Raw genomic sequence first — 25,543 nt, 5'->3', positions numbered from 1 at the left:
GGTGCAAGCCCGACCCCGGGACTTGGTGATCCACAATGTTCGATAACCTATTTGGCAACAACGACACACCAGACACCGAGTCAATAGAGGCCGATCGCGATGAGCAGGATGCCGACGATATCCCCGACGAGCTTCGAGCACCAACTGGCGAACCGTATCAGATAACGCCAACGAAGAACGACCGAATCGGCGGTGCCCAAGTACTCACTCATACTGAAGAACATGGCGTCGTCGCCGGGCCGAAGGTTCGCCGTCTCCTCGAAGGGTCACGCGACCGTCCGGAAGGTCCGCTGTGGACGGGATATAACGACAGCGCCCAGGAAGGTTTTCGCGAAGTTCCCATCGAATTCGGCTCGCTCTTCCAGCACAACTGGGTCTGTGGCACAACGGGTGCGGGGAAGACGACGGAACTCCTGAACTGGATGGTTCAGTTAGCGTACGCTGGCCACGGCTTCGTCTACTTCGACCCGAAGGCACGCGACTCGAAAGAACTTCTCCAGCTGCTCCCGGAGGACCGCCTCGACGACGTGATTTGGATTGAACCCGGAGACGAAGATTTCGACCGAGACGTCGGGGTCAACTTCCTCGAAATCCCCGAAACGGATAGCCAGGTCGAACAAGAGCGAGAAATCGAGGATCGACTGGAGAACTTGAAAGCGATTCTCGACAATGACGACTATTGGGGGCCGCGAATGCGGGCAATCACCGAGAGCATGGGCCGAGCGATGATGAAATCGGACAAAGACTACTCGGTGATCGATTTCTACTTCGTGCTGCTGAATCAGGAACGTCGCGAACAGTTCGCCGAGGAGGTTGAAGATCCGTATATCAAGGAGTTCGTGAACGAGATCGCTCAGATGGACGACGATGCTGTTCGTCCCCTTCTATCGCGAGTGAAAAACTGGGTCGAGAATGGGGTGATACGTCGGATTATCGCCCAGCGTGAGAGTTCGATCGACTTCCAAGATATCATCGACGAGAACAAAATCGTGATTGTCCGCACACCGGTGTCGAACCAGGACGTCAAGCAGATGATTACCCTTGGCGTGATGCGTCCGATCTGGAGCGCCGTTCAAAACCGGTCCTTTGAGGACGGAGAGAACGAGCCCTTCTTTGCGATTTTCGACGAGTTCGATGCGATTGCCAGTCAGAATCTCGATGTCAAAAACATGCTCGCCCGAGCGCGGTCGATGCGCCTGTCAGTGACCATCGCCTGCCAGTACCCCGAACAACTCAAAGAAGCGAGTGTGTTGAGCGCCGTCAAAGCGAACTGCAACAACCCGGTGATCTTCCGTCTGCCGAACGACGAGGATGCTCGTCCCGTCGCGAAGCTGTTCAAAGGGTACAATGAGGAGGATTTGATGGAGACCGAGAACTTCCAAGTGTGGACGCGAATCCCGATCAAGGGCGGGATGCAGTACTCTGACCCGCTCAAGATTCATACGTTCGCGCCGTATCCACCGCTTCGATCGGAGGAGGACGCCGAGGACGTGATTCATCGGAGTCTGGAGCAGTATGGCAGTCCGCCGATTACCGACGCCGAAATTCAGCGCGAATTACCGTATGGTGAGTTGAACGAGGGCACTACGGCGGACGATCCAGCAGACCTCCCGGTCGGGACAGACGAACACCTGCGCAATCAGACGCTTAAGGCAGTCTACGACGAGAGCATTCGACAGGGTGATCCGGGTGGATGGGTACAGATAGCGGAATGTGTTGAGCGGCTGAATCGATATCTACCCGGTGACGACGTAACCGATGCCGGGAAAGCATGGCGAAAAGTCCTGCAGCGAGTACCGGATACGCACCTCGACCATCGCGAGGTCGAGGATGAGATGGAAGTGAAGCCGCTTGATACCGGCTTTTTGAATCTCGGTGACTCGGAAAACGACGGGAAGGCAGAGCATTGGGCTCCGATGGCTGACGCCTACGTGCCGATGACGCAACTCGGATTCATTTTCGAGATTCCAGAGCAGACGGGGGAGGCGATGCCGGACGGCTTAGCCCGACTCGACGACGTCTTAGCAATTGCACCGGACGATGACCCGGAAACGGTGGCAGACACGGTCAACAGCTACCGCGAGGGTCACGTCCTCTTGAATCGGTTAGCGGGGACGAAAGACGTCTATATCGAGAGCGAGCACACAACCGGGAGTACGCAGCCGTCGCAGACGGTGAAGAACCTCGCACAGGCACACAACGACGGAAATCGATGCCTCTTCTTTGCACGTGAAGAGGTCGCCAAGCAGGTGTACAATACAGTAGCCCATGCGCCGTTCTGTTGTCGAAGCAATCACAGCGTCGAGGGCGAACGGCGATTTTACACAGGAACGAATACGCTCAGTATCGAGGGTGAGACGATCACCCGGCCAGGAAATCGTGAGAACGTGTGGATTCACGACGAACAGACGGGGAAGTACGTCCTTCGAGATGGGGATGGGACGGTTCACGCCCGGTTTGATTCAGCAGCGGATATCTTCACCGACGCGAGTGCATATCCGACGGGTGGCAACCGGAACGTGAAACCGCCGATCATCCCGGAGTACGAGATGGACGGGAATCTACGTGAGGTCGAATGGGATGTGATTGTAGTGCCACCGGAGACAGAGACGCCGATGGATCTTCGGTTATACGAGGATGACGAACAGACACCGCTCACTAACCTCGTAACGAACAAGCAGGACCACAACAGTAACACAGACAGCGAAGGGCAATCACCGACCGAAACACAAACCAACGAACGAGACGGGGAAAGCGAAATCACGTTCAACCGGTTTTAGAACATCCTCTATTGTTCCTGCCTTGCGAAGTCTTCGACGATCTCGGCCATCCGGTTGAACTCTGCTCGAAGCTCATTGAGTTCATCCATCTCTTCCCGAAGCAACTTCACTTCATCGTGGAGCGTTTCGAGTTGCTCTTGTTGCTGGTCGACCTTCTGTTCTAAACTCTCGACAGTTTCGGCTGTGGTCGTACTCTCTGCAATCTCCTCGGCAGCAGCTGAACCAGTGTCTGTGAGGTGATATTGATTGGCCGTTTCACCATTCTCAAGTCGCTCCGTTCCCTCCTGCACGATGAGCTCCCACTCTTCTAATACAGAGAGATGGTGCCGGATACTCCCCGGTGGAACGTCCCCGTAGGAACGAAGCTCACTGGTGTTGGCTGACCCACCGTAGTAGCGAAGGCCATCAAGCAATGTCCGACGGTGGCCTCGAATCATCTCGTCATCTTCTCTAGTCCTTGAAGTTTCCATATGCGCATAAACGTTGATAACGCTAATAATTCTATTGGCATTTAGGAGCATAAACGCGGATAATCAACCCCTCCCGACACATATAGCTGAAACACACCCCAAATAACAGCAGACAAACCAACCACCGGGAGAAACAACGTGTAAGAAAAAAAGAGAGCGAAAACCGGTGGCAACATCCCTGCAAAAACACCCTGGAAAACAACTGAAGTGCGACCAACGAAACCCACGACTGAAGAGAGACTGAGAACGAACTCAGTGACAAGAAATGGGCACCCCAGATGAGCATAGCTAGGAGGGCACCCCCACTGTGTGAGACAAGCGGAGTGGGCACCCATGACAGTATTAAAGACATTGATACAATGGGACGAAGCGACAGGGCCGACAGTCACGAAATCCACGAAGGTGACGACAGTCAAATTTCTGAGAAGTGGATGGAAGCTAGCGCCCGAATGAGGGATGGTGAACAGATGAAATGTGGTGTGTGGACAGTCCTCCCCGAAAGCGAGATTTCTGCAGACTGGTGTGTAGCGACTGGACGACAGTCCACCAAGCCGAGACAGCAAGAGAGGCCAGTGCGAGACCAGGGGGACAGTCCAATCATGCAAAAACAGTAGCCACAGAACACAGAATAACGCGAGATGGGACAGTCCGGTAGTGCAAATAGAAGGCCGAAATAGTGACCGATCTAGCGTACCGAAGGGGCAGAGACAGCCACCCCGAGAACAGTGGACAGTCAACGAGAGCGAGACAGCGACGAACAGTGTAGCGGGAGCGAGAAGGGTGGCTGAAAACAAGCGATGAGCATACGACGAGGAGCTAGCCGGCAGTACCGACGGGAAGGACGTGCAGCGTTACGAGAGGACGACAGCCACCAGGGCGAGAGAACCTCGAGGAGCGGTCCACCCCCAACACTGAGTGACGAAGTGCGAGACACCAAGGCAGTGAGACAGCACAGGACAGCCACTAAGAGCGACGGGTTCTGACAGTCCTTCTACCCGGACAGGATGAAGAAATCAGATGAGCGACGTATGTAGGGTGCCAGCGGCTGTAATAATTGGGTGTCCACTGGCTTCACGCAGATTTGGGTGCCAACCAGGATGCCAGAACGGGTGCTAACAGGAGCACACACCGTCTGAAATCTGGTTTGACGGCATGATCTGGGTGCCGACCCAAGCCCACCACTGGGGTGCCGTCTCCGGCGAGACACCGCAGTTTCAATGAAGCGACCCACGACAGCAGGAGATGAACAGCACGGAAGACTATCCACGAACGACAGATTACCGTGTCCGCCGACCACTACAGATGGACTGTCATATTTGACCACCAGCACACCCCGGACTCCGATGGTCTCACGCTGAAAGGACTGTCCAAGATGAACAGCACAGGAGTGATAAGGAGGTTAGAGCCCGGTGGACTGTCCTCTGTGTACCAGCAGGAGTGAGTCTGATCTAGTGACGGTGGGACTGTCGAGTCAGCACTGTTTACAACGGAACTCTGGTGTGTCATTAGTGGGACTGTCAGGAGCTAGGCTGACTGTCTGGCCGGTGGAAAAGCAAAGGAAATCCGGTGTGTCACCAGGAGGGCGGTAGAAGAACTCCGACTGACTGTCTGGCCAGTAGAAAAGCAGATGAAAACCGCTGTGTTTCAGCTGGGAGGGCATCCCGTCTGGTTTCTGCCGGCTGACTGTCCAGTGGTCACGAGGAGCGGTCATTCGGCGCTGCTGGGCGGTCAGCTGAGGCCGGTCGGTGCGGAGCGTTCGGGTCGGCGCTCTCATTCGCTCGCCATCACGCATCATTCGGCACCCCCAACGTTGAACTAAACACAGAGACGACCACCAGTATGCATCGCTCCCTCCCCATTCTCAGCCTTGTCCTACTCATCGTCTGTACAGGCTGTCTCGGCGGCCTTGGACTCGGCGGTAGTAGCGACAACCCAACCACAACCACTGCGGCACCAACCAACACAGAGCCGACGCAGACGGCGACCAGCACGCCGTCAACGATGACAACCAAGACAACAGCCACACAGACAGCCAGCACGACCGCAGCAACGACTAGCACAACAACAACGACACAACCCAGCACGGCAAGCCAAACAACGACAGTACCGACACAGACCACCGCACAAATCGATACACCGAATGGCAGCCAACGGTTTGAGGCACGGGTGACGAAAATCGTCGATCCGACGACCATCAAAGTCGAACGCAACGGCAAGACCCAGACGGTTGATCTAATCGGTGTGCACGTGCCGAAGAGCGGTCTATACCACAAACGCGCGCTCCAGACCACCAAAGCGCAACTAGAGTACAGCACCGTCACACTCGTGACAGACCCACAGGAAGGAAGCAGCAGTGACGGCCATCCACAAGTGTACGTCTATACGGGGGAGTGGCTGTACAATACGCAATTGCTCCGGTCGGGTTATGCACGGGTGGCAGACGGCGAGTTCAGCAAGCGAGCGGAGTTTGAGCGAAAGCAACAAGAGGCCAAACAAGGCGGCTACGGCTTGTGGAACAATACTACGACGACAGTCTAACGAGCTTCACTTGAGACGGTATTCGGCATCAAACACCTACTACCTCATGTTGCACTAAGCAGAACTACGAGAGTCTCGCAAGCGTCTTGGATTGTATACTTCCTCTTTTGAGGTTGGGGAGTAGAAGGCCAGCTTCTGCTAAATAGACCGTTTGTAAACAATATCGCTTCGCTACAATTGCTCTTCGAGTTCTTCTGCGCCCTCTTCGATTACCCCTCGTTTGAAATACAGTGCTTCAATAGCAAATACGGCCAGTGTGATCAAGACGACCGCATTGAACACCGGCCGTTTTACCAAGTAGAGATGCCGCAATAATAGAACAAAGAAAACGACTGAACCGATGACGCCGATTACCGGTGGGCCCATCGAAATCTTGTTCGTTTCCCGCTTAGTCAATGCGACTGCATTCACGGAACCATAAACGACAATGAAGGTGAGTGATGCGAATTCTACAATTCCTTCGAGACTTCCCCTGACAGTAAAGAGAATAATGAAAATGCCGAGAACTATGACTGTTCGTTTTGGGAGTTCATTGTGCCCGGTTTCCCCAAGCCGGTCTGGGAGGATATTATCCGAGATCAAATTCTTTGCAAACAAAGCTTCACTAAATAGGGTTGCATTGATTGCGCTCGCTGTCGAAACTAGCGCTGCGACAATGATACCAAGTGCAAGCCATTTGTTTGTTTTTAATGCTGCATAAATGAGTCCAGCCTCTGGTTGTGCCGTAATGGTTTCTGGGGGGACGAGACTTGTGATCACGAATCCAACGAGGATGTAAATCGCTGCAGCGATACCAATCGAGATAAAGACTCCTTTAGCGAGCGTCTCGGTCGGATTCTCAAATTGCTCTTGATCATAGAATAGTAACTGCCATCCCTCAAAGGACACGAACGAGACAGCGCCAGCAGTCACCGGATCGAGACTAAAATGTGAAAGCCCGGTCCTGAGTTGGTTGTGCGTGAATCCGAAGTAGAGCGCCCAAACTCCGAAGAAAGCAATAATACCTGCTTGCACAACAACGAGATATCGTTCTGTGCTGGTAGAGGAACCAGCTCCGAGAAGATTCAATCCAATAAAGAGCGTCACAATGAATGCTGAAATGAGAGGTCGAACTGGAAACCCAAAGAGGTACTCTGTGCCGATCAGAAATTTAGCGAATGCTCCAAATGCATAGGCATACATCGCCATGGTTCCGATATATCCAACAATAAGGGTCCACCCGACGACAGCAGCAAATGTGGATCGCCCTGTGAATTCTTCAATGAAGCTGACCGAGCCGCCGTCAGTGTCGGTCAATCGATTTAGGTTTACATACGAGTAGGCCGTTCCCAAGACGACGATTGCGGCGATAACGTATGCGAGCCACGTCAAGTAGCCAGCAGCACCTACGACAATGCCGATTGCTGCATAGATTCCTCCACCTACAATGCCTCCTACACCGACTGCAACAGCCGTCGTAAGCCCGAAATTTTCGCTCATTGATGTGTAGTTGATTTTTTTATTTAATCGAGACTCTATACTCTTTCCCTACAAACTGTGGATTAACGCCCACGATTGGATGGGCATGAAAATTCTTAACGCGTGATTTGACACCAAAGCTGTTCTTCCGGGAGAAACTTGGGAGAACCACGCGATCATCCAGCACTGCAGTAATCGCTGCTTCATATAGCTGCCTGCGTTTCTTTCGATTGTTTGTTTTTCGTGCAGTCATAATCTGCGTCATCACACGGTTGTTTTGATAGAACGTTCCATTTGTTGTTCCTTCCTGATTCTCATGCAGCAGTGGATACAAATATGAATCCGGATCTGGTGTTCCAGCCCAGCGATCGATGTACAACGCGTACGTGTTTGGGATGCCGCTAACGTGCTGTTTTCCGAACTCTTTCCCTGTTGCCGTCGAAACCGTCGCCTGAGTGAATCCAGCTTCCCGAAGGCCACCAACAATCGACAGTGCGATTGCATGGAGTGTTGGATCTTTTGGAATGAGAATTTTCGGCTTCCAGCTTGAAACACCTGCGTTCTCAAATAGCTTTTTTGCTTTTTCGATATTCTTAGAATGTGCAACCGTTTTCCAATGTTCGAGTGGCATGTTCCACTGCTTCGCTACTTGTGGAGGAAGCGGACTGTACTGGCGTTGCCCAGATTGGCCGACGAATTTCCGTACCGCTTCGTCCATGTCAAAGCAGTAATCGACCGCTTCGCGAATTTTCCGTTTCGTGGTCGGTCCTTCGTTACAGTTGAAACCCACGTAGCACGACATAAATCCAGTCGTTGCTGCAATTGAAATCCCGTTTTGACGTTCGAACTGGTTCCAAAGTTTTGATGGAACTGGCTCGACCAGATCACTCCGTCCGACAATGAGACTGGTTAGCCGAGTAACCGGCGACTCGATATATGCGACAGTGATATTCTTGATTGCGGGGAGTGGTTCTCCCCAATAGTCGTCCCAGCGTGTGAGCTCTGCCTTCGTCTCAGGCGAGAACGACGTGAGCTTAAATGGGCCCGCACCAATCGGCTTTTCCCCAAATTTCTCTCCCTTTGATTTCCGCACTGATTTAGGAACGATTGGTCGTGTGAGCGCGTATTTGAACGCTGGATAAGGATATTCAAGTGTGAATTGAACCGTTCGACTCCCAATGCTCTTGATCGAGTGAACCATCTCGATATCGCCTGCAGTTGGTGACTTTTCGACCACCGGTGCCTCGAACGAATACTTCACGTCCTCTGGTGTTACTGAGTTCCCATTCTGAAATTGTGCGTCTTTCCGGATCGTAACCTCGTATACATGCCCGTCGTCTCGTATTTTTGGTTCGCCATTTGCAATCTGAGGAACAATCCTTGTCGTTTCATTGTAGGTATAGAGTCCATTGAATATTCGTTCGGCAATCTGCGCAGAGCCAATCGTTTCAAGGACGATTGGATCAAGGGAAATCGGTGGGTACAACGTTCCCAAACGAAGTGTACTATTCGTTGATCCAGCGCTAATTACTGAGCAACCTGCGAGTGTTGCCGTTCCAGCAGCAATGGTAGTGAGAAGTTTCCGTCTCGTGGGTTGTTGATCTGTGGTAATTGTCCCGAACGAGTCATACCGATTAGTATGGGTTTGCGTTCGTAACTCCCTGTCAACATTCATTTAAGAGTTATCGAGAAACAGTAGGCTTGAACCTGTGGCTTTCGTTTGCAAGCCTATTGGGAGAATGATTTATGAGAAGAGATCTGCTGTATCGTGAAAAACCATTGGCTATCTCGTAGAAAATAGATCATATGAGTAAAGACGTTCACTATCTGCGCCAGAAAGAGACACTAAAGCGCTACTCTACAATAATATCTCTTTTTAGAAGGGGCTGGCAAAACGTAACTCTTAGAAAAACGGAGAGGAACGGAGTATAATTGTATCCAACGCTGTTTTCACGAATATGGCTTTTTTAGATATGGACCACTACCTCGCTTGCGACTTAGAAGGAGGAAACGGAGGCGACTAATTTTGATTGTTATCCAGAAGCGATTGTGCTTGAATTCGATTTATATTATCAGAAATGATGGTTTCTCCTCTGATCCATTCGTAACGAAATTGATTCGTGTTTTATGCACGTCTCTCAAATTATGACAAGACACAGTTATTCAGGAGTGAGTCAGTACCTCCGAGAATCTAAGATTCCAGAATTTGGCTCTATATTAATTGACACTCATAGTACAATTCGACAGAACCAAGGGGGTGCTCAAGATACAACAACACGCTAGAATGACGGCATCACCTCTTCAGAACACAGATCGCGGACCAATTGAATCGAATGGTGGATTTCGCATTGGGTTTGTCTCCGTACTTTCGGGGATTATTGGTATTCTCGCAGCAATTATTGCATTTCTCATCTACCACTTTATCGGCTTTCTCTACAATCTCTTTTTCTACCAACGACTTGCATTCTCGTTTATCGAACCACCAGACAGTGGGCTTCCAATGTGGATAATTTTCATTCCAGCAATAGGTGGATTAATTGCTGGATTGATGGCTCAATATGGGTCACGACGGATCATTGGGCATGGGATTCCAGAAGCGATGGAAGCAGTATGGGATAACGATAGCAAGGTTGCACCCCGTGTGCTGATTTTAAAACCAATCTCAGCAGCAATCGCCATTGGCACAGGCGCTCCGTTCGGTGTTGAAGGGCCGATCATTCAGAGTGGTGGTGCAATGGGCTCTGTTTTTGGACAGTGGATCAGCACAACGGCTGCTGAACGCAAGGTCTTACTTGCCTGTGGAGCAGCGGCAGGGATGGCAGCCACATTCAATACGCCCCTTGCAGGAATTTTAGTTGCAATCGAATTATTGGTGTTTGAGTTTCGAGCACGTTCGTTTATCCCCATTAGTATCGCGAGTCTTATCGCAACTGGGGCTCGCCGACCATTGATTGGCGTCGGGCCAATGTTCCAAGTCGAAGGAATCCCCACCGAGTTTTTTCCAAACCTTCCGTTCCTCATCGCGCTCGGAATCGTCATTGGCGGCGCAGCAATGCTTTTCAAAGATGGATACTTTCTCGCTGAAAAGTACATTCATCGGATTCCCGTCAATGACGTTCTCCTGCCAGCAATTGGTGGGCTCATCCTCGGTGTGATGGGATTGTTGGTTCCACGGACATTCGGAGTGGGTTACGATGTTGCTCAGGAGATCCTCAATAACGAACTTGCAGTCGGACTCGTCTTTGTCGTCATGCTTTTCAAAGTCGTCGGGGTAACTGTCACTCTGGGTTCAAAAACCTCTGGAGGATTCCTAGCACCAGTGTTCGTTGCAGGAGCCGCGATCGGCAGCGTCTTTGCTCATGTAATGAATTTGCTTCCAGGGATCACAATCCCGGTCTCGCTCTTCGCCTTAGCCGGCCTGGGAACTCTGTTCGGCGTCGTGAGCAACGCAACGTTCGGGTTTACGATCTTCGCCATTGAAGTCACTGGTCAATATGACGCTTTGTTACCCGTGTTTTTGGTTGGTGTTGTGGCCGATGCGGTTGCAACACTCTATATGGGTCCGGACATAATGACAAGGGAACTGTCGGATCGGGGCATTGACGTTCATCAAGACTACGAAATCGACGTACTAAAGCGATTCAAGGCAGGAGAAGTCATGGACACGAATCCAGCAATCATCGATCCCAGTGTAACTGTTGCACAATTAGCCGCGACGATTGCTGGGACAGGTGATTCCACATCAGAATCCTCGGTTGCGGATGGCGGCATGGAACAATTGATTGATGAGATCATTGAGGTAGCCGAAGCAGAATCAATTGAACTCACCGAAGAGTCCGATCAAACAATCCATGATGGTTTTCCGATTGTCGATCCGAGTGAAGGGTTAGTAGGGGTTATCACGTATGGTGACTTGGTACGAGCAATTGCACGTGGCGATGGCGATCAAACCGTTACTGACGTTGGAACGACTGACCTCGTTGTCGGCTATCCTGACGAACAATTATTCGAAACAGTGATCCGGATGGCAGAGGCTGATATCGAGCAACTGCCGATCGTTCCACGGGATAACGAGGAAGAGCTAGTGGGATTACTTGATTCGCAGAATCTCATGACCTCTGCACTCCGGCAACTCGATGACGAACGAGTTCGAGAAGAAGGTCGCCTCAGTGGCTACCTGAATCTCTTACTCACGAAACGGGGAGCCTCATAACGACGAGATTGACCATTAAGTAAGTCCACATACTACTCCAGATATGTACGACGATATTCTCGTTCCAACGGATGGGAGTGACGGAGCAGCAGCAGCCCTCAAATACGCAGTCAATCTCGCTCAGAAGTATGATGCGACTGTTCATGCGTTGTATGTGGTTGATGATAATCGGGGAGATTCTGGGTTGATGGGGCTGGAAAACAAGGATCCGCTTGCGTCGCTTCGGGAAGAAGGTGAAACCGCAGTCAAAGCAATTGAACAGCAAGCACGCGATGCGAATGTCACTGTCGTAACGGCTGTTCGTCAAAATTTCCCCCATGAAGGTATTCGATCCTATGCAGATGAGTTCGATATCGACCTTATCGTTATGAGTTCCCATGGTCGGTCTGGTGTGAGTCGCGTTCTCTTCGGGAGCGTCACGGAACGCGTTCTTCGGCTAACAAATCGTCCTGTGTTAGTTGTGAGCCGTGATGAACCATCTAACGGAATGAATTAGAATAATGAGTATACGTTTGAAACCTGCATCCGCTATTTATTTCTATAACTCATACTCGTAGGGAAGATTCCAAATCTGAAGCCGATTGCTCAATATTTCATGTACTGTAATTGTGACTAAAACCGCTACGACGAATACACCAATCTCGATCACATTCGTGATGAATCCCAGTGAGATGATGAGGGTTGTTGCATAAGCGGGAGGATGCTGTGTCTTCGTAAGATACATCCCAATCGTCGCTAGAAGGGCAGCAACGAATGTCGTAAGTATTTGCTGCAAAGCTGCTGCTGAAAACGGATGAGTCGGAGCCCCTGGAGTGAGCCCACCGAGCAATAATTCTGTCGCGATAAACGCTGCCGAAGCGCCAATAAGCTGGCCACCAACGAATCGCCGGGGGAGATGCATCTCGTGATTGGGAAGTGTCGCAAGTGCAAAGATGGATGGACCGAGACTCGGCAGTAAAAAACGTTCACCAGTTACCCACGTCAAGAGCCCAAGGAGCAGTAAGTGAAATCCAATATAGCTTCCAACACCGAGCCCAATCGAATCCCAGTCCATATATACTAGTCGAGGGTGATAGTGAAAAGCACTGTCAACACTCCATTCAAATAGAAGCCAACATGGGCGAATGTATTCCAAATATCTGGAGAATATTGAGATACGTTGTGCTACGACCCAATTATATATGTTAATTGGTATGTTGTTTCTCTTGCTATGGAGCTGCGTCGAATTTTTGACACGGGAGTATGCTGATTGAGCACTGTACCGACGTTCCTTGAAGTCGTGTTTACCTTGACGACGTCACGTACCCGTTCGAATACATCCCAGTATGGTTCAGACCAGTTACAATGGTAAATGCAACTCCACCGAACCTCTCGAATTGCTTGTGACCACTCTCATCCTCCCTGATTATGACGCATATCGCATTTCCCTCGTCGGCAAACTCCCGTTCGTCAGCAGTAAGGCTGACGACTACTACTTTTGGCCGACGAACGTATCCTTGCTATTTCGCTATATAGAAACCGTCCAATGATTACTTGGTTCCGTCTGCTTACGCGTTCCATCTACTAATTATCGATCGACGACAAGCACTGGACAGTTGGTTAATCGTAAGACGCGTTCAGTCACACTCCCGTGTACAAATCGACTCACACCGGACCGACCATGCGAACTCATTACAGTCAGGTCAATCCCATTGTTATCAATATACTGTGCGATCTCCTTAGCAGGTACTCCTTCAGATATTGCTGTGGTCACAGCAATTCCTCTCTTGATTCCTCGATGTTCAATTTCCGTTAATGTTCCTCTCCCTTTCTTTTGCAACCGTTGTTGTTCCGTGTCTCTAAACTCCGCTCCTCCCTTTCGTCCATCAATAACATAGAATGCATGTACTGTCGCATCATATTGGTTGGCAAGTTCAAACCCATACCCGACACTCGCAAACGTCTCGTCGCTTCCATCGATTGGAAGTAAAATCGTCTGAAACATGGTCATCAATATGGGCGCGAGATACTTTACTGTCCAAGCAGTATAAAGTATAAGCCATAGATAGTTGGCATGAGCTACAAATCTACATCTTGAATCTGGGCCGTAGAAATTCTCAAACATGATTTCAGCGGATATTCCGCAATTAATTTACACCAACATACATGTGCGTACAGAACTAATTTTCAGGTGATGCACGACCTCCCAATTTCACTGCCAGACTCATGGCGGGTCATCACGGCATTCGACCACGGTGAGGAATTGGAATACGTGTTCCGCCATTGGCCACGTTCAAACACCTACGTTGGCGTTCGACTGTCGACGCTTCCGCAATTAAACGACCATACCTACCACCTAAAGACGGCGATGGTTGTTGAGGGGCCGACGCCACCCCCCTACGAACGGCATGTGATGTCGTATAATGACCGCGAGGATGCACTCACGAGTACAGAACAGTTCGTCCACTTACTGGATGACCATATTCAAGAGACAGTTTTTACCAATGGCATGTTTGCATCCGATGTGCTCCCTACAGTCGTCGATGAATTTGCGCCAGAGGGACCGCCACAGCGGCAACCACTTTCAGAGAAACTTCGCAGAATTTTGCATTGAATAAGTCACAGAATCAACAGCTAGAATCGTCTTCTGACATCAATGACAGAGAATACAATGACTCAAAAAACCTCCTTATCGAGTTGGTGAATCGTTGTGGCATTAACCTTCCATTTTGTGCTGGTTCTTGCGCTTGTCTATGGAACAAGTCTACTCTTTAAATCATTAACAAATTACAACGTTCCACTCTTAGCAGTTGAAATCCTGGCCGGGATACTATTTGGCTCAGTATTCAATATCGTCAATCCATCTACGCCTGGGTTCGAGTTTTTCACTGCACTTGCAGCATTCGGGCTCCTAATGATCATGTTTGACGCTGGCTTGGAGCTGGACCCGGACACGATTCGGCGAAACCCACAACAAATCGTAAAGCTCGCCGCGTTCACGTTTGTCCTCCCATTCATCTCTGGGTTTGGCCTCGCGAAGGTGCTTGGGCTCAATCTGTTCGCCTCATTTCTGACTGGAGTTACTATTTCGACCACATCACTGGGGCTTGTCTATCCACTTATCGAAGACTTTTCGCTCCTTGAGAGCAATGTTGGACAAACAATTCTCTCTGTAACGGTACTGAACGATCTATTGTCAGTTGCAGCACTTGCATATGGAATCACCCTTATTACAGCTCCTCACCCAATAACCGGAGTTATTCTTGTGACTGCTGCATTGCTTGTGTTCTTTATTGGGCTTCCATTTTTGCTTGAGGATCATCTCTCAAATACACTTCAAGAAGGAGTGTTTCAGAATTCGGTGAAAGTTGGTGTCTTTCTGATGGTCGTCCTTGCGTATGGAATGGAAGTCATTGGAATTCATGCAATACTTGGTGCATTCTTTGCTGGACTTCTTGTCGCAGTGATTACGCATGAGGGACATACTATTCAGCAATCAATGAAACCAGTTTCGGACTTAGTCACTCCAGTCTTCTTCTTTTATGTGGGGTCAAATTTCAATCTGGAGAGTTTCTGGTCGGCAAGCCCTTTGCTTCTTGCTGGCATTCTGCTATTAGGGATTGGCTCAAAATCAATTGGATCCATTGCAGGTGGGTGGGTTGTTGGTCTTGAGCGAGAAACAATTGCACTCCTGGCATCAGCGATGCCTGGCCGTCTGAGTATCAGTGTTGCCGCGGCGGAAATTGGTCGGACACGTGGGATTATCTCAGACAGTCTGTATAATGCGTTCTTGATTCTATCAGTAATCTCTGTCTTTCTTGCGATCTTTTCTTTCCGATTTTTTGTCTCACGAGGATCAGCAGACGAAGCACTGAGTGCAAATGATACAAAAACAAGCATCAAATAATCCAAAGCGATCTCAAAATATCTCCACCCGTTTACAAACAAATAGTTATTTTAGAATCATCGTCCCTCGGACACCACTTACTATTATCCGCGAAATATATTCTCTTTAGTGCTGAAATAACGAGAATACCGTGAGGACTCTGAGATCGCTCATAGGTGGCAACCTTCAACAAGTTATCTCACTTAGGTGACTCCTTAAGTACAAGACACTATCAGACCATTATTCCAAAGACACTGGAGAAGAGAAAATACCCATATCATTGCAAGATATCAATAGACGAGCGAACAGTAATTGGTGATAAGCTTGTTCTCGGCTTTCTTTAGGTGTTCCCAAGCAGTCGTTTGATGGACCCCAAGTTCTTCAGCAATATGCTCAATTGTGACTCCATCATTCGGAGAATAGTAACCAAGAGTGAACGCAGTGTGAAGCGTTTCACTCTGCTTTATCGTGAGGAGATCTGTTGGTGGCGTAATTGGGACCGTACCTGTCTCTGATTCCCGTACTGCTGTGCGAGAAAGCAGTTCAACACTATTTCCATGGCTCTCGATCGTCTCAATGAGGCCACGTAGGTCAGTATCAGATTCACCGCGGATCTGCCATCGTTCACCCCCGTCTTGAACGACAACCAATTCGATAGGATAACAACTAAATTGTTCAATCAACCGCCGAATACTGGGATTCTCCGCAGAATACTCAATTGATACAGTTATCTGACTGTTGGAATCTCCAACGTTTGTCTCAAGGTACGTCACCTCAGAACGGATTTGAAGTGATTGCAGGAAACGATCTACTGGTTTGTCTGGGCCATCTATGTAGATGAGTCGCCGTTCAGATTTGTTGTATATCTTTGAAAGGTACCGGAGCTGAACATCGGGAATGGCTGCACTCTCGTCAGATATTGGACACCCTCGATGTCGGACTAACAATGTAGCGTCCCACATTATAGAATACTGTACGGGATCACAGCATATCACTTCCCCTGTATACTGGGAGTGAGATTTTGGCTGTAAGACGCACAACTGCAAAATAGACGAATGTATACTCAAAACAAGGAGGAGAGGTTGCATGGCTGAAGTGAATATTGCGACCAAGGCTCACAACGAGCTGGGATTCTCCCGATGGTGGCAGATTGTTGCGGCAATTGTGATGATGGCGCTCGTCAGCCCGTACCAGTATGTGTGGTCATCACTCCAACAACCACTCGCCAATGATCTTGGAGTTTCACTGCCAGCATTAGGGGCCGTATTCACTCTCTATGTGATTTTCCAATCAGGAATTCAATTTCCTGCGGGGTGGTTACGCGATCGGCACGGACCTCAAGTAATGACGCTCGTTGCAGGTCTCTTAGCAGGTGGCGGATACGTGGGACTTGCCCATGCGAATGCCCTCTGGCAAGTGTATCTTCTCTACTCAATTGGCGCGATCGGTGTTGGAATCGTATACACCGTTGCCGTTAACACTGCAGTCAAGTGGTTTCCCGACCGGCGGGGACTTACCACCGGAGCCGGTACCATGGCGTTCGCGGCGGGAAGTGCGCTCTTTGTTCCGTATGTACGTGCGAACGCAACGGGAGGGGCATTTGGATCAGTTCTTCAGAACGTTGGGTTGCTTATCGGCATTGGCGTCATCGTCGGTGCTCTTGTTCTCAGAGATCCACCGAATGATTGGCTCAATGAAATTGAAGATGCTACAGCAGCTAAAGAGAGCTCAAGTAGAGAGGAGAGTAGGGTCGAACGGTCGAACGCTTCCAATTCGGCAATAAAGACGACACAGCAATACACGTGGCGTGAAGTGATACAGACGTGGCAATTTTGGCTAATGTATGTGATGTTCATAGAGATTTCTGGGGCGAATCTCATGCTTGCAGCGAATCTCGTTCCATTCGCAGACAATCTCGGTCTTGCCACGATTGTTGCGACCGCATCAGCAACTGTTCTTCCCATTGCTGACGGGCTTGGTCGACTCGGAACGGGTAGCATTTCGGATCGGATCGGCCGTGAACGCTCGATGCTTGTTACCTTCACGCTCTGTGGCATCGGCCTATTTTTGCTTGTTGGACTCGGTGAGATCGGGTCTACCATTGGTTTTCTCGCTGCTGTTGTGATTGCAGCCGGCTTTGAAGGAACTCAGTACACACTGTTTCCGAGTATTATCGGTGATTACTTTGGAGAGAAACATTCTTCGACAAACTATGCAATTCTGTATTCTGCGAAGATGATTGGTGGTATTTTTGGCGGTGCAGCAGTCAGTTGGCTTGTAGGCACGACAGGGTGGACAACCGTATTTCTTATCGGTGGCGTACTTGCCATTACCGCGGGATTTGGCGCGACTTTGCTCCGCTCTCCTAGCACTACTACGTAGCACACCCCAGACATGCACCCCGACAGGGAAAGAATCCACAAAATAAAAATCGCTATTTACAGAATCGAAGTGCGATAATCTTGAAAGCCGTTATTCAAATTTATCTCGGTGAAGAGTCCTATATTCTCGAGGGAGAATGATGGCTTTTAGATACCAGATGGCAGTTATCAGTGCAGAGCTTTCGATATCTGTGTCCGTTTCAAACTGATCCACGGCTACAGCGATCAATTATCGTGCGAACTATCGGGACGAACAATCCATGACAACTCATAGAAGCTCTCGAAATGAGAGGTACATCGCGATCATCGACCAAGACGAGGTCACTGACGAAGTGCGGAACATCGCCGTCAAGTACAATCCGTTGAATCGGTCTGGTCACGAGGGATTCTACGTCACCGAGGACGGCGAACTTCATATCGATGACGTGAACGTGATGCGCGAGCACAAACTCATTGAGAAGAAGATCCCCAATGACGCGATCCAGATCATTCCACTCCCATCTGAAACTGGTCAGCTTGTTCACCAGCACGGCGAGAACGTGTTTCGATTGTATAACCTCCCCATCCCAGAGGAAGGTTCCGTTGTCGGACTTCTCGGCCGCAACGGCATCGGGAAGAGCACCGCGCTGCGTATTCTGGCAGGTGAATCGGTGCCGAATTTCGGGACTTCAAGGGGGTAACCGACTGGAATCTGGCGATCGAATCCTTCCGAGGAACGACCCTCCAGACGCACCTCGAACGGCTCCGAGATAACATGGTTACGACCACCCACAAGGACCAGCGGGTCGACTCTCTTCACCAAGCCGACGCCGAGACGGTGCACGAACTGCTCGCCGTTCGTTCGGACGATTCGGACCGATTCGTTGACGAACTTGACCTCCGGACAATCCAGGGTCGTTCGCTGGCTGATCTGTCCGGTGGTGAACGTCAGCGGGTTGCTATTGGGGCTACCTTGTCGACTGATGCAGATCTATATCTGTTCGACGAACCATCGTCGTTTCTGGATATCGAACAGCGGCTATCAGTGGCGCGAATAATCCGCAGTTACGTCCAGGAAACGGACGCAGCGGCACTCGTCGTCGAACACGACCTTGCGATGCTCGACCTGCTCTCTGACGTGATCCACATACTGTACGGTGAACCGGGCGGATTCGGCGTCGTCGCCCAGCGATTGGCAGTTCGGACGGGCATCAACCAGTTCTTGGAGGGACGACTGAAAAAGGAGAATGTCCAGATCCGGCGGAACTCGATTGACTTTCCCTCGGCCGGCGAACGTGGAGTCCAGTATGGCGAATCAGTCCTCGACTATCCGCGGTTGGAAAAATCCTTCGCGGAATTTTCGCTTGCAGTCAAACCTGGACGGATTCATGCCGGTGAGTTGGTTGGTATCGTTGGGGAGAATGCTCTTGGCAAAACGACGTTCGTGAAATTACTCGCCGGCAGTGTAGATGCTGACGACGGGATTGTTCCAGATGATACAGCCGTATCGTATAAGCCACAGTACATTACTCCGGATAGCGAAGAAACGGTCCGCGAGCGGTTCGCATCGGTTACTGACATTCATTCGCAGTCGTTCGCGGCACGGATCCAGAGTCCGTTTAAACTCGAACCGTTATACGATCGTCTGCTCGGATCGCTCTCAGGCGGAGAGCTACAGCGTGTCGGGATTGCACTCTGTCTTGCACGTGACGCGGATCTCTATCTCTTGGACGAACCTTCGGCGTTCTTGGATGTCGACCATCGAGTGACCCTCGCCGACCAAATCCGTCAGTTCAGCAAACGAACAAACCAACCGGTACTCGTCGTTGACCACGACCCCTTCGTTATCGATCGGGTGGCAGACCGCTTAATCGTATTTGACGGGGAACTGAGTCAACATGGACAGGCAAACACTCCCCAGCCAATACGGGACGGAATGAATGCATTCCTCTCCTCGCTTGGAGTCACGTTTCGACGGGATGAACGAACTGGTAGACCGCGAGTGAACAAGCCGGGCAGTCAACTCGATCGAGAACAGAAATCGAGCGGCGAATTCTACTACAGTAACTGATTATTCAATTAGGCGGAAGTGAGTACACGCTAACACTTCGTCTGCCCCTACGGACAGCACCGCGTTACTCATTCTAGTGAAGAAGAACGAGTGAACGAAGCCGTGCTCTGGGAAATGGTTGAGGGATCTACTTTGGATGTTGTTCAGATAAGCAGCGACTGGACGAATAGCCTACCGTGACCCCCTCGAAAGCCTCCATCGTCTCGTCGCGGGCGACTCGTTGTGATCTTCGTAGTCTTGCGAACGAGTCGCGAGTTGCCCGCACGGCATGCGAGACGGCTCCTCCGTCTCGCCCTGCTCACTCCGTTCGCTCCTGCGGTACTAGGCGTCGTCCGTCGTCGAGATGTCAGCCCTTTCAACCCTCCGTAGCGGCTGATCCCTCGGCAACTGCTTATCTGAACAGCACCCCTACATCAAAAAGTTATTCGTTGCTGTTAATCGTCAACTAATACCATGGACTCTAACGACAGAGCGCTCACCGTGTTTACGATGATTGGCCATGCGATGTTCCACACCTACGAGCTCGTTATCCCGATCTTCGTCGCGCTCTGGCTCAACGTCTTCTCGGTCACGGCCGCCACGCTGGGGTTGATCGTCGGTGTTGGGTTCGCCCTGATCGGTGTCGGTGCGCTCCCCAGCGGAATCCTCTCTGATCGCTACGACTCAAAGCAGCTCATCATTGTCGCGATGCTCGGCATGGGTGGTGGATTCGTTCTCCTAAGTGTCGCGTCGAACGTCATCGTCCTCGCACTTGGCCTGCTGCTCTGGGGGCTATCCGCGAGCGTTTACCACCCCGCCGGGCTTTCGCTCATCAGCCGCGGGGCGAAAGAGCGCGGCACGGCCTTCGCGTACCACGGACTGGCCGGAAACCTCGGTGTCGCCGTTGGTCCCTTCCTCGGCGCCATCCTTCTCGTGTTCTTCCACTGGCGGGTGGTCGCGCTGCTCCTCGTCGTCCCCGCTCTCCTTGCGGCCGCGATCTCCTGGCGCATCGAATTCGACGAGACCGCCGGGGTCGGCACAAGTGACGAAGTCACCGTTAGCGACGGGGGAGCAGCGGGTCTAACCGAGTTGTTGGCCCAGTCGAAGCTCCTGTTCGCGGGGGGGTTCGCCTTCGTCTTCACCATCGCGATGCTCTATGGGATGTACTATCGGGGTGTGTTTACCTTCCTGCCGGACATCCTCGCGGGCGTGCCGCTGTTCGAGCCCGTCGCGTTCGCTGGAGAATCCTTCCAACAGAGCCAGTATGTCTATGCTGGACTATTGATGCTCGGGGGCGTGGGTCAGTATGCTGGTGGGAAGCTGAGCGACCGCATCACCACCGAGTACGCACTCGTGGGCACCTTCGCCGTCCTTGTCCTCATCTCGCTCGCGTTCGTCCCTGCCGTGAACGCCGGTCTTGTCCCGTTGCTCGTCGTCTGTGCCCTGCTCGGCTTCTTCGTTTACATGGAGGCGCCCATCAACCAGGCGATCATCGCAAAGTACGCTCCGTCGGACATCCACGGGCTCTCGTTCGGCTACACGTACCTCGGGACATTCGGGGTGGGGGCGCTCGGTGCGGCGGTTGCCGGTGCCGTGCTGACGTACGCCAACACTGCCACGCTCTTCGCTGTGTTGGCGATCTTCGCGGCTCTCGCGGTCGGCATCGGCGGCTACCTCATCGCCCGGGGCGTACCGGCCTAGAGGATTCGGGCGCTATTCTGTAACCCCCTCGTCAACCTTGAGAAGAATCTGTGTCCATGCAATCTCCTCAGCTTTGCGCTCACCGGTCGAAATGAACCACTCCAGCGTCCTGCGCTTCTCGTCAGTTAGTTTGACAAGGTGTTGCTTCCTACTTATTTCTGTAGATAGATGTCCAGAGAGGTTAAACTCGACAGTCTAAGCTTGAAGCTACACTAAGCATTTGCTGTCTGCGTGAACTAGCTACTTTGAACAATTCCCTACTCCGGAAATTAGTACGTCAAAAATCGCCGAAACATGTGCGAATCGCGGAGTAATCTTATTGTGTAATGGGATGAAGTCTCAGTTGAATGTACGATCGAATTCTACTCGCCACCGATGGTACCGTTTCATCTCAGAACGCTGAATCCCACGCAATTGATCTTGCAAAGGAACACTCCGCCACCCTGCACGTGCTCTTTGTCGTCGACGAGAGCATCTATACAGCGTACAGCGGAGATGAGTACGTGGATGAAGCAGAAGGACCGGAACACGGATTAGAAGAACTTGGTGAAGAAACGGTTGCGCATATCGGGTCGACTGCAAAGGATGCCGAAGTCGAGATTATCAAAGCAATCGAGCACGGCCACCCGGTTGAAACTATCCTCGATTATGGTGATCGAGAAGATATCGATATGGTCGTGCTCGGGACGAAACACCGGCCTGCAGAATACCGTGCTCTCCTGGGAAGCGTCACTGACCGTGTGCTTCGACTGACGACTCGACCGACAGTTGTGATAAAGACAGAAGTGAAAAAATAAGTTCCTCGTCGAGTAATTACTTCTCAAATATATTGAATTAATACCCGCTCTCCACCAATACAAGGCGAATTTTTCGAGAACATTGTCTTTGAGCAGTCGTATCTATTTATCAGGCCACACTACCCTTTAATTGGTTTTCGTGTAGACGATTACCACTAACTCGATGCATCATCCGGATATCCGACTCGTTCTCAGGCTATGGGACGTTCGTCGCAATTCAATCGGTATGGCGCTAATTCGTTCGCGAATGAGCCCAACTGTGACTGCCGTTGCTGAGTCGGATTAATGGATGGATTCCAAACTGATGACCAGTACATTGGACCTGCAGCAATCGTCAAAGGATATCGATTTTACTTCGATGAACGGGAAGGTGAGCAAGCACAAGACCACCGGCTCGATCTCCTCACGGAAGAACATGGCGTCTGGCAGTGCCACCCCCAGTTTTCCTGTATTGAGGTATGTCCGAAGGATATCCCGATCACCGAAGAAATCCAAGAGATGAAACGAGAAGCAGTAAAACGCGACGTCAATTTTTGGTAATCTAGTACGGATAATCTTGGGAATTACGATAGATATCTGGTCGGAATTCCCAACGGACACTATTCTTCGAGTCAGCTATCTACTTCTCATCTTTAGAACGACACGTCGCGGTCGTCGTGAGGATACTCTCCATCTACTTCTTCGATATTCGCGCCGCGATCGTCGTAGTACTTGCGACCGATGTAGTTATCATCTAAATTTCCAAAAATCGAATCCAAGAGATCCTCGGCAGTCTCGTATATCTCGTCATTGTCGTAGGCAAGTACTTCATTGATCGTCTCGGAGTCGGTGTCATCGGGAGCATCAACCGTTGCATCCCCAATCTGATTGAGTACCGTTTCGTGGTCTACTGGATACTCAAACTCACTTTCGAGGTAGGTGGGTAATTGCGATGGTTTCATTGTATCCTGGCGGTCGTGAGCGTCTGTTCAATCGCTGGTTCTTCGATATGGTATGCGATGGAACTGTATCGCCTTATCTATTAGTGGAGAAACATGGTGAAAAACATACCGCTCAGGATCGTCGAAATCTGTGTTCGCGTTCAATATCCTGCAACTGTGGGATCAACTCAGATTCGTCCGTGACGTAAATAATATATCGAGGAACGTCCCTCGTCGTTCGTGCCATGAACGGTTCGCCCCAGAAACTCAATAGGGCATCTGTCCGCTCATTTTCTTTTTCACCAAGGATAAACGAGACGTTCTCATCTAACTCACGCCAGATTGGTTCACGTACGGTCTGAATGTCCTTACATTTTTCTACTTTGGGTTTGACCTCTGTTCGCCAGCGTTCCTTCTCACTCTCGTCGAGGATGAATTGTACTGACGTGACGTTCGGGTTTTCAATTGCCGGCCGAAGCAGTGAATCGAAAAGATCCTGCGGTACGAACATGAGTAAACAGACGTTGAACCAGACCATATCGCCTCGGACGTTCTGACAGTAGCGTTTGCTTCGTTGTCTGAGCGCACCAGGGCCGATCAGTTCAAGATCAGATGGATTCATCGCAGAACGAATTTCGTCGACGGTACGTTCGGTGTGCGTCACTGATTCGGTGATCTGTTCCGTATCCGATTCTAACCGAAGATCACGGAGAAAGAGGAGCGCCATTAAAACAAGCGTGATCATCAACAGTACGCCTTCATCTACAATATGCAGGAAATGGAGAATTAGTGCGAGAAGCGCGGCGAGAATTCCCGCTACGGCATCCCATTCAACCTGCCTGAGCTCCCATTTCATTCTGTCTTCTCCCTACCAGCGAACTCGAACTATAGGTTCATTACTCTGTTTAGTTGTATTGCGGTTTTGTAGTCATGCAACGTACGGATTTGGAGAACGCTCTGTCTTCATTTTTTCATATCGAAGATTCTTATTGGGTCGATCGAGAGAGATCGCGGTCGTTGAAACAATGAGATGATGTTGCCCAATCAGGGAACTAATTGGTTACCCTCATCATCGTAGACCGTGATCGCATCAACGGGGCATACGCGGCCAGCCATCTCGGCATCAAATTCTTCTCCATCTGAAACACTTCGAACGTATAATCCAGGCTCCTTCTCGTCACTTCCAACGAGTATAGCTTTGCCTGCGTCACGATCTTCGATAAATTTCTCCCATTCGTGGACACAGTTGAATATTCCGGTGCAAGTGTCTCGATCAAATTCAACATACATGTTTACTCACCTCTTGTGTCAGATAGTAGCCGATACATTTCAGTAGTGATTTCGGAGAGTGCTCTGCTGGGTGAATATTTTGAACATTAAGCGTCCTGTCTGTCATATATCACGACATCTCTGTTTGTGTTTGAGATGTTTTCCCATATATGTTCACTCTTCGGTAACCGTTACACGCCACTCCTCGTCTGACGCGTGAGACGTTTCATACGTATAGCCATGTTCCTCGAGTACGGAGTAGAAGGGTTTCGGTTCGTGATCGGCGATTAGTACAAGCGTTTCATCATTGGGAAGAGCGTCGAGAGCTTCCAGTATCTCTTCAAAGGGGTTCCCAGCAATTTCTCGACAATCTAGTTCGTGGATTCTATTGTCCTCTGTGTCCGTCCCCATAGTCTCCCATTCGTGATAGTGATAGATAGGTATTCTGCGATGACGCTCGTGTTCACGAATGTTACTCAGCTCAAGTGATTAGGAATTGGTTCCCAGTTCTTGAGAAAATACATCGCCATTCATGTATTTACACTTGAAATTACTATTTATGTCCGTTTCAACCCATACCGAAATTGGGGGGCGTGAGGCAGTTGAAGCAGTCGTTGAGGATTTTTATGAAATGGTACTCAGTGATGAGCAGCTAATTGAATATTTTGAAGAATATGATATGCAGTCTCTTTATACTCATCAGGTACAATTCATTAGCTCAGTTTCAGGAGGCCCTGTTCAATACACAGGAGCAGATATGCGAGAAGCGCATGCCCACATGGATATTAACCAGTCTGATTTTGATGCGGTTGCAGAATATCTTGAGCGGGCATTAGTCAAAAATGGGGTTGATGACGAGCACATTAATGCGATCATGGCTGAGGTAGTCGTACTCGAAGACCCGATACTTGGCCGACAGTAACATCGAATAGCTTTATTGAATCCACAAGGATAGCGAGATAGTGATATTGAGAGAACCGTCGACGACCCCCGAGAAAGGGAGATCCGTCCAATGGAAGCGGTCGATACGGGCGTCCGTGCCATCTCAACGAGCGGTGATCCCAATGAGAACCCAATCATGCTCCACCGGCGTCATGACGGCATCCATGCTGAAAGAACGCT

Annotated in this window: 23 protein-coding genes and 1 pseudogene; 14 read left to right on the top strand and 10 right to left on the bottom strand. The window is 50.4% G+C overall.

Annotation, left to right across the window (positions count from 1 at the left end; genetic code table 11):
* The first annotated feature begins 35 nt into the window (after nt 1-35).
* A complete protein-coding gene (locus tag AC1XDK_RS18070) occupies nt 36-2,780 on the top strand; it encodes a type IV secretory system conjugative DNA transfer family protein (protein WP_483351352.1) in 2,745 nt (914 codons plus the stop codon).
* Between the two features lie 8 nt (nt 2,781-2,788).
* Here AC1XDK_RS18070 and AC1XDK_RS18065 read toward each other — a convergent pair whose 3' ends face one another.
* Nucleotides 2,789-3,250 (bottom strand): hypothetical protein, encoded by a 462-nt coding sequence (locus tag AC1XDK_RS18065; protein WP_483351351.1) that lies wholly within the window; start codon nt 3,248-3,250, stop codon nt 2,789-2,791.
* A 1,282-nt stretch (nt 3,251-4,532) separates the two neighbouring features.
* Between AC1XDK_RS18065 and AC1XDK_RS18060 the strand changes: the two genes are divergently transcribed.
* Both AC1XDK_RS18060 and AC1XDK_RS18055 read left to right on the top strand, forming a co-directional pair.
* On the top strand, nt 4,533-4,691 hold the full coding sequence (locus tag AC1XDK_RS18060; RefSeq protein WP_483351350.1) for a hypothetical protein: 159 nt from the start codon (nt 4,533-4,535) through the stop codon (nt 4,689-4,691).
* A 398-nt stretch (nt 4,692-5,089) separates the two neighbouring features.
* On the top strand, nt 5,090-5,788 hold the full coding sequence (locus AC1XDK_RS18055) for a thermonuclease family protein (protein WP_483351349.1): 699 nt from the start codon (nt 5,090-5,092) through the stop codon (nt 5,786-5,788).
* A gap of 171 nt (nt 5,789-5,959) precedes the next feature.
* Here AC1XDK_RS18055 and AC1XDK_RS18050 read toward each other — a convergent pair whose 3' ends face one another.
* Entirely contained in the window at nt 5,960-7,267 is a 1,308-nt protein-coding gene (locus AC1XDK_RS18050; RefSeq protein WP_483351348.1) for an APC family permease, read from the bottom strand.
* A gap of 19 nt (nt 7,268-7,286) precedes the next feature.
* Nucleotides 7,287-8,921 (bottom strand): ABC transporter substrate-binding protein, encoded by a 1,635-nt coding sequence (locus tag AC1XDK_RS18045; protein ID WP_483351347.1) that lies wholly within the window; start codon nt 8,919-8,921, stop codon nt 7,287-7,289.
* Nucleotides 8,922-9,467: 546 nt separating this feature from the next.
* On the opposite strand from AC1XDK_RS18045, the gene AC1XDK_RS18040 reads away from it, so the two are divergent.
* Both AC1XDK_RS18040 and AC1XDK_RS18035 read left to right on the top strand, forming a co-directional pair.
* Nucleotides 9,468-11,459, top strand: coding sequence for a chloride channel protein (locus AC1XDK_RS18040; protein ID WP_483351346.1), 1,992 nt, complete (start codon nt 9,468-9,470; stop codon nt 11,457-11,459).
* Between the two features lie 43 nt (nt 11,460-11,502).
* Nucleotides 11,503-11,955, top strand: a complete 453-nt coding sequence (locus tag AC1XDK_RS18035) for a universal stress protein (protein WP_483351345.1) — start codon at nt 11,503-11,505, stop codon at nt 11,953-11,955.
* Between the two features lie 42 nt (nt 11,956-11,997).
* Here AC1XDK_RS18035 and AC1XDK_RS18030 read toward each other — a convergent pair whose 3' ends face one another.
* On the bottom strand, nt 11,998-12,513 hold the full coding sequence (locus tag AC1XDK_RS18030) for an HPP family protein (protein ID WP_483351344.1): 516 nt from the start codon (nt 12,511-12,513) through the stop codon (nt 11,998-12,000).
* A gap of 513 nt (nt 12,514-13,026) precedes the next feature.
* A complete protein-coding gene (locus AC1XDK_RS18025; protein ID WP_483351343.1) occupies nt 13,027-13,563 on the bottom strand; it encodes a universal stress protein in 537 nt (178 codons plus the stop codon).
* Between the two features lie 69 nt (nt 13,564-13,632).
* On the opposite strand from AC1XDK_RS18025, the gene AC1XDK_RS18020 reads away from it, so the two are divergent.
* Together AC1XDK_RS18020 and AC1XDK_RS18015 are read left to right on the top strand one after the other, a co-directional pair.
* Complete coding sequence (locus tag AC1XDK_RS18020) at nt 13,633-14,052, top strand: hypothetical protein (protein WP_483351342.1); 420 nt, start codon at nt 13,633-13,635, stop codon at nt 14,050-14,052.
* Nucleotides 14,053-14,148: 96 nt separating this feature from the next.
* On the top strand, nt 14,149-15,345 hold the full coding sequence (locus AC1XDK_RS18015; RefSeq protein WP_483351341.1) for a cation:proton antiporter: 1,197 nt from the start codon (nt 14,149-14,151) through the stop codon (nt 15,343-15,345).
* 269 nt (nt 15,346-15,614) lie between these two features.
* Here the strand turns inward: AC1XDK_RS18015 and AC1XDK_RS18010 are convergent, their stop codons facing one another.
* Entirely contained in the window at nt 15,615-16,286 is a 672-nt protein-coding gene (locus tag AC1XDK_RS18010; RefSeq protein WP_483351340.1) for a helix-turn-helix domain-containing protein, read from the bottom strand.
* Between the two features lie 124 nt (nt 16,287-16,410).
* On the opposite strand from AC1XDK_RS18010, the gene AC1XDK_RS18005 reads away from it, so the two are divergent.
* From AC1XDK_RS18005 to AC1XDK_RS17980, 6 genes and pseudogenes are all read left to right on the top strand, one after another.
* Nucleotides 16,411-17,706: an OFA family MFS transporter gene (locus tag AC1XDK_RS18005; protein WP_483351339.1), complete on the top strand. Its 1,296-nt coding sequence runs from the start codon at nt 16,411-16,413 to the stop codon at nt 17,704-17,706.
* Nucleotides 17,707-18,037: 331 nt separating this feature from the next.
* Nucleotides 18,038-18,385, top strand: a complete 348-nt coding sequence (locus tag AC1XDK_RS18000; protein WP_483351338.1) for an ATP-binding cassette domain-containing protein — start codon at nt 18,038-18,040, stop codon at nt 18,383-18,385.
* Entirely contained in the window at nt 18,352-19,755 is a 1,404-nt protein-coding gene (locus AC1XDK_RS17995) for a ribosome biogenesis/translation initiation ATPase RLI (protein ID WP_483351370.1), read from the top strand. Before AC1XDK_RS18000 ends, AC1XDK_RS17995 begins: the two co-directional genes overlap by 34 nt.
* Nucleotides 19,756-20,208: 453 nt before the next feature.
* Entirely contained in the window at nt 20,209-21,435 is a 1,227-nt protein-coding gene (locus tag AC1XDK_RS17990; RefSeq protein ID WP_483351337.1) for an MFS transporter, read from the top strand.
* Nucleotides 21,436-21,782: 347 nt separating this feature from the next.
* Complete coding sequence (locus AC1XDK_RS17985) at nt 21,783-22,232, top strand: universal stress protein (protein ID WP_483351336.1); 450 nt, start codon at nt 21,783-21,785, stop codon at nt 22,230-22,232.
* A gap of 303 nt (nt 22,233-22,535) precedes the next feature.
* Nucleotides 22,536-22,772, top strand: a pseudogene (locus AC1XDK_RS17980) (succinate dehydrogenase); the annotation flags it as partial.
* A gap of 92 nt (nt 22,773-22,864) precedes the next feature.
* Here AC1XDK_RS17980 and AC1XDK_RS17975 read toward each other — a convergent pair.
* The 4 genes from AC1XDK_RS17975 to AC1XDK_RS17960 all read right to left on the bottom strand — a co-directional run bounded on the left by AC1XDK_RS17975 (nt 22,865) and on the right by AC1XDK_RS17960 (nt 24,832).
* A complete protein-coding gene (locus AC1XDK_RS17975) occupies nt 22,865-23,173 on the bottom strand; it encodes a DUF5789 family protein (protein WP_483351335.1) in 309 nt (102 codons plus the stop codon).
* Between the two features lie 112 nt (nt 23,174-23,285).
* On the bottom strand, nt 23,286-24,008 hold the full coding sequence (locus tag AC1XDK_RS17970) for a hypothetical protein (protein ID WP_483351334.1): 723 nt from the start codon (nt 24,006-24,008) through the stop codon (nt 23,286-23,288).
* Nucleotides 24,009-24,196: 188 nt separating this feature from the next.
* Complete coding sequence (locus tag AC1XDK_RS17965; protein ID WP_483351333.1) at nt 24,197-24,442, bottom strand: ferredoxin; 246 nt, start codon at nt 24,440-24,442, stop codon at nt 24,197-24,199.
* A gap of 153 nt (nt 24,443-24,595) precedes the next feature.
* Nucleotides 24,596-24,832, bottom strand: a complete 237-nt coding sequence (locus AC1XDK_RS17960) for a DUF2249 domain-containing protein (protein WP_483351332.1) — start codon at nt 24,830-24,832, stop codon at nt 24,596-24,598.
* 148 nt (nt 24,833-24,980) lie between these two features.
* On the opposite strand from AC1XDK_RS17960, the gene AC1XDK_RS17955 reads away from it, so the two are divergent.
* Nucleotides 24,981-25,343 carry a group I truncated hemoglobin gene (locus AC1XDK_RS17955; protein WP_483351331.1) on the top strand — a complete coding sequence of 121 codons (363 nt, stop codon included), beginning with the start codon at nt 24,981-24,983 and terminating at the stop codon, nt 25,341-25,343.
* Nucleotides 25,344-25,543 lie beyond the last annotated feature (200 nt).

The sequence above is a fragment of the Haladaptatus sp. HS23 genome (assembly GCF_056892285.1).
This window is presented reverse-complemented; position numbering and strand designations above follow the sequence as displayed.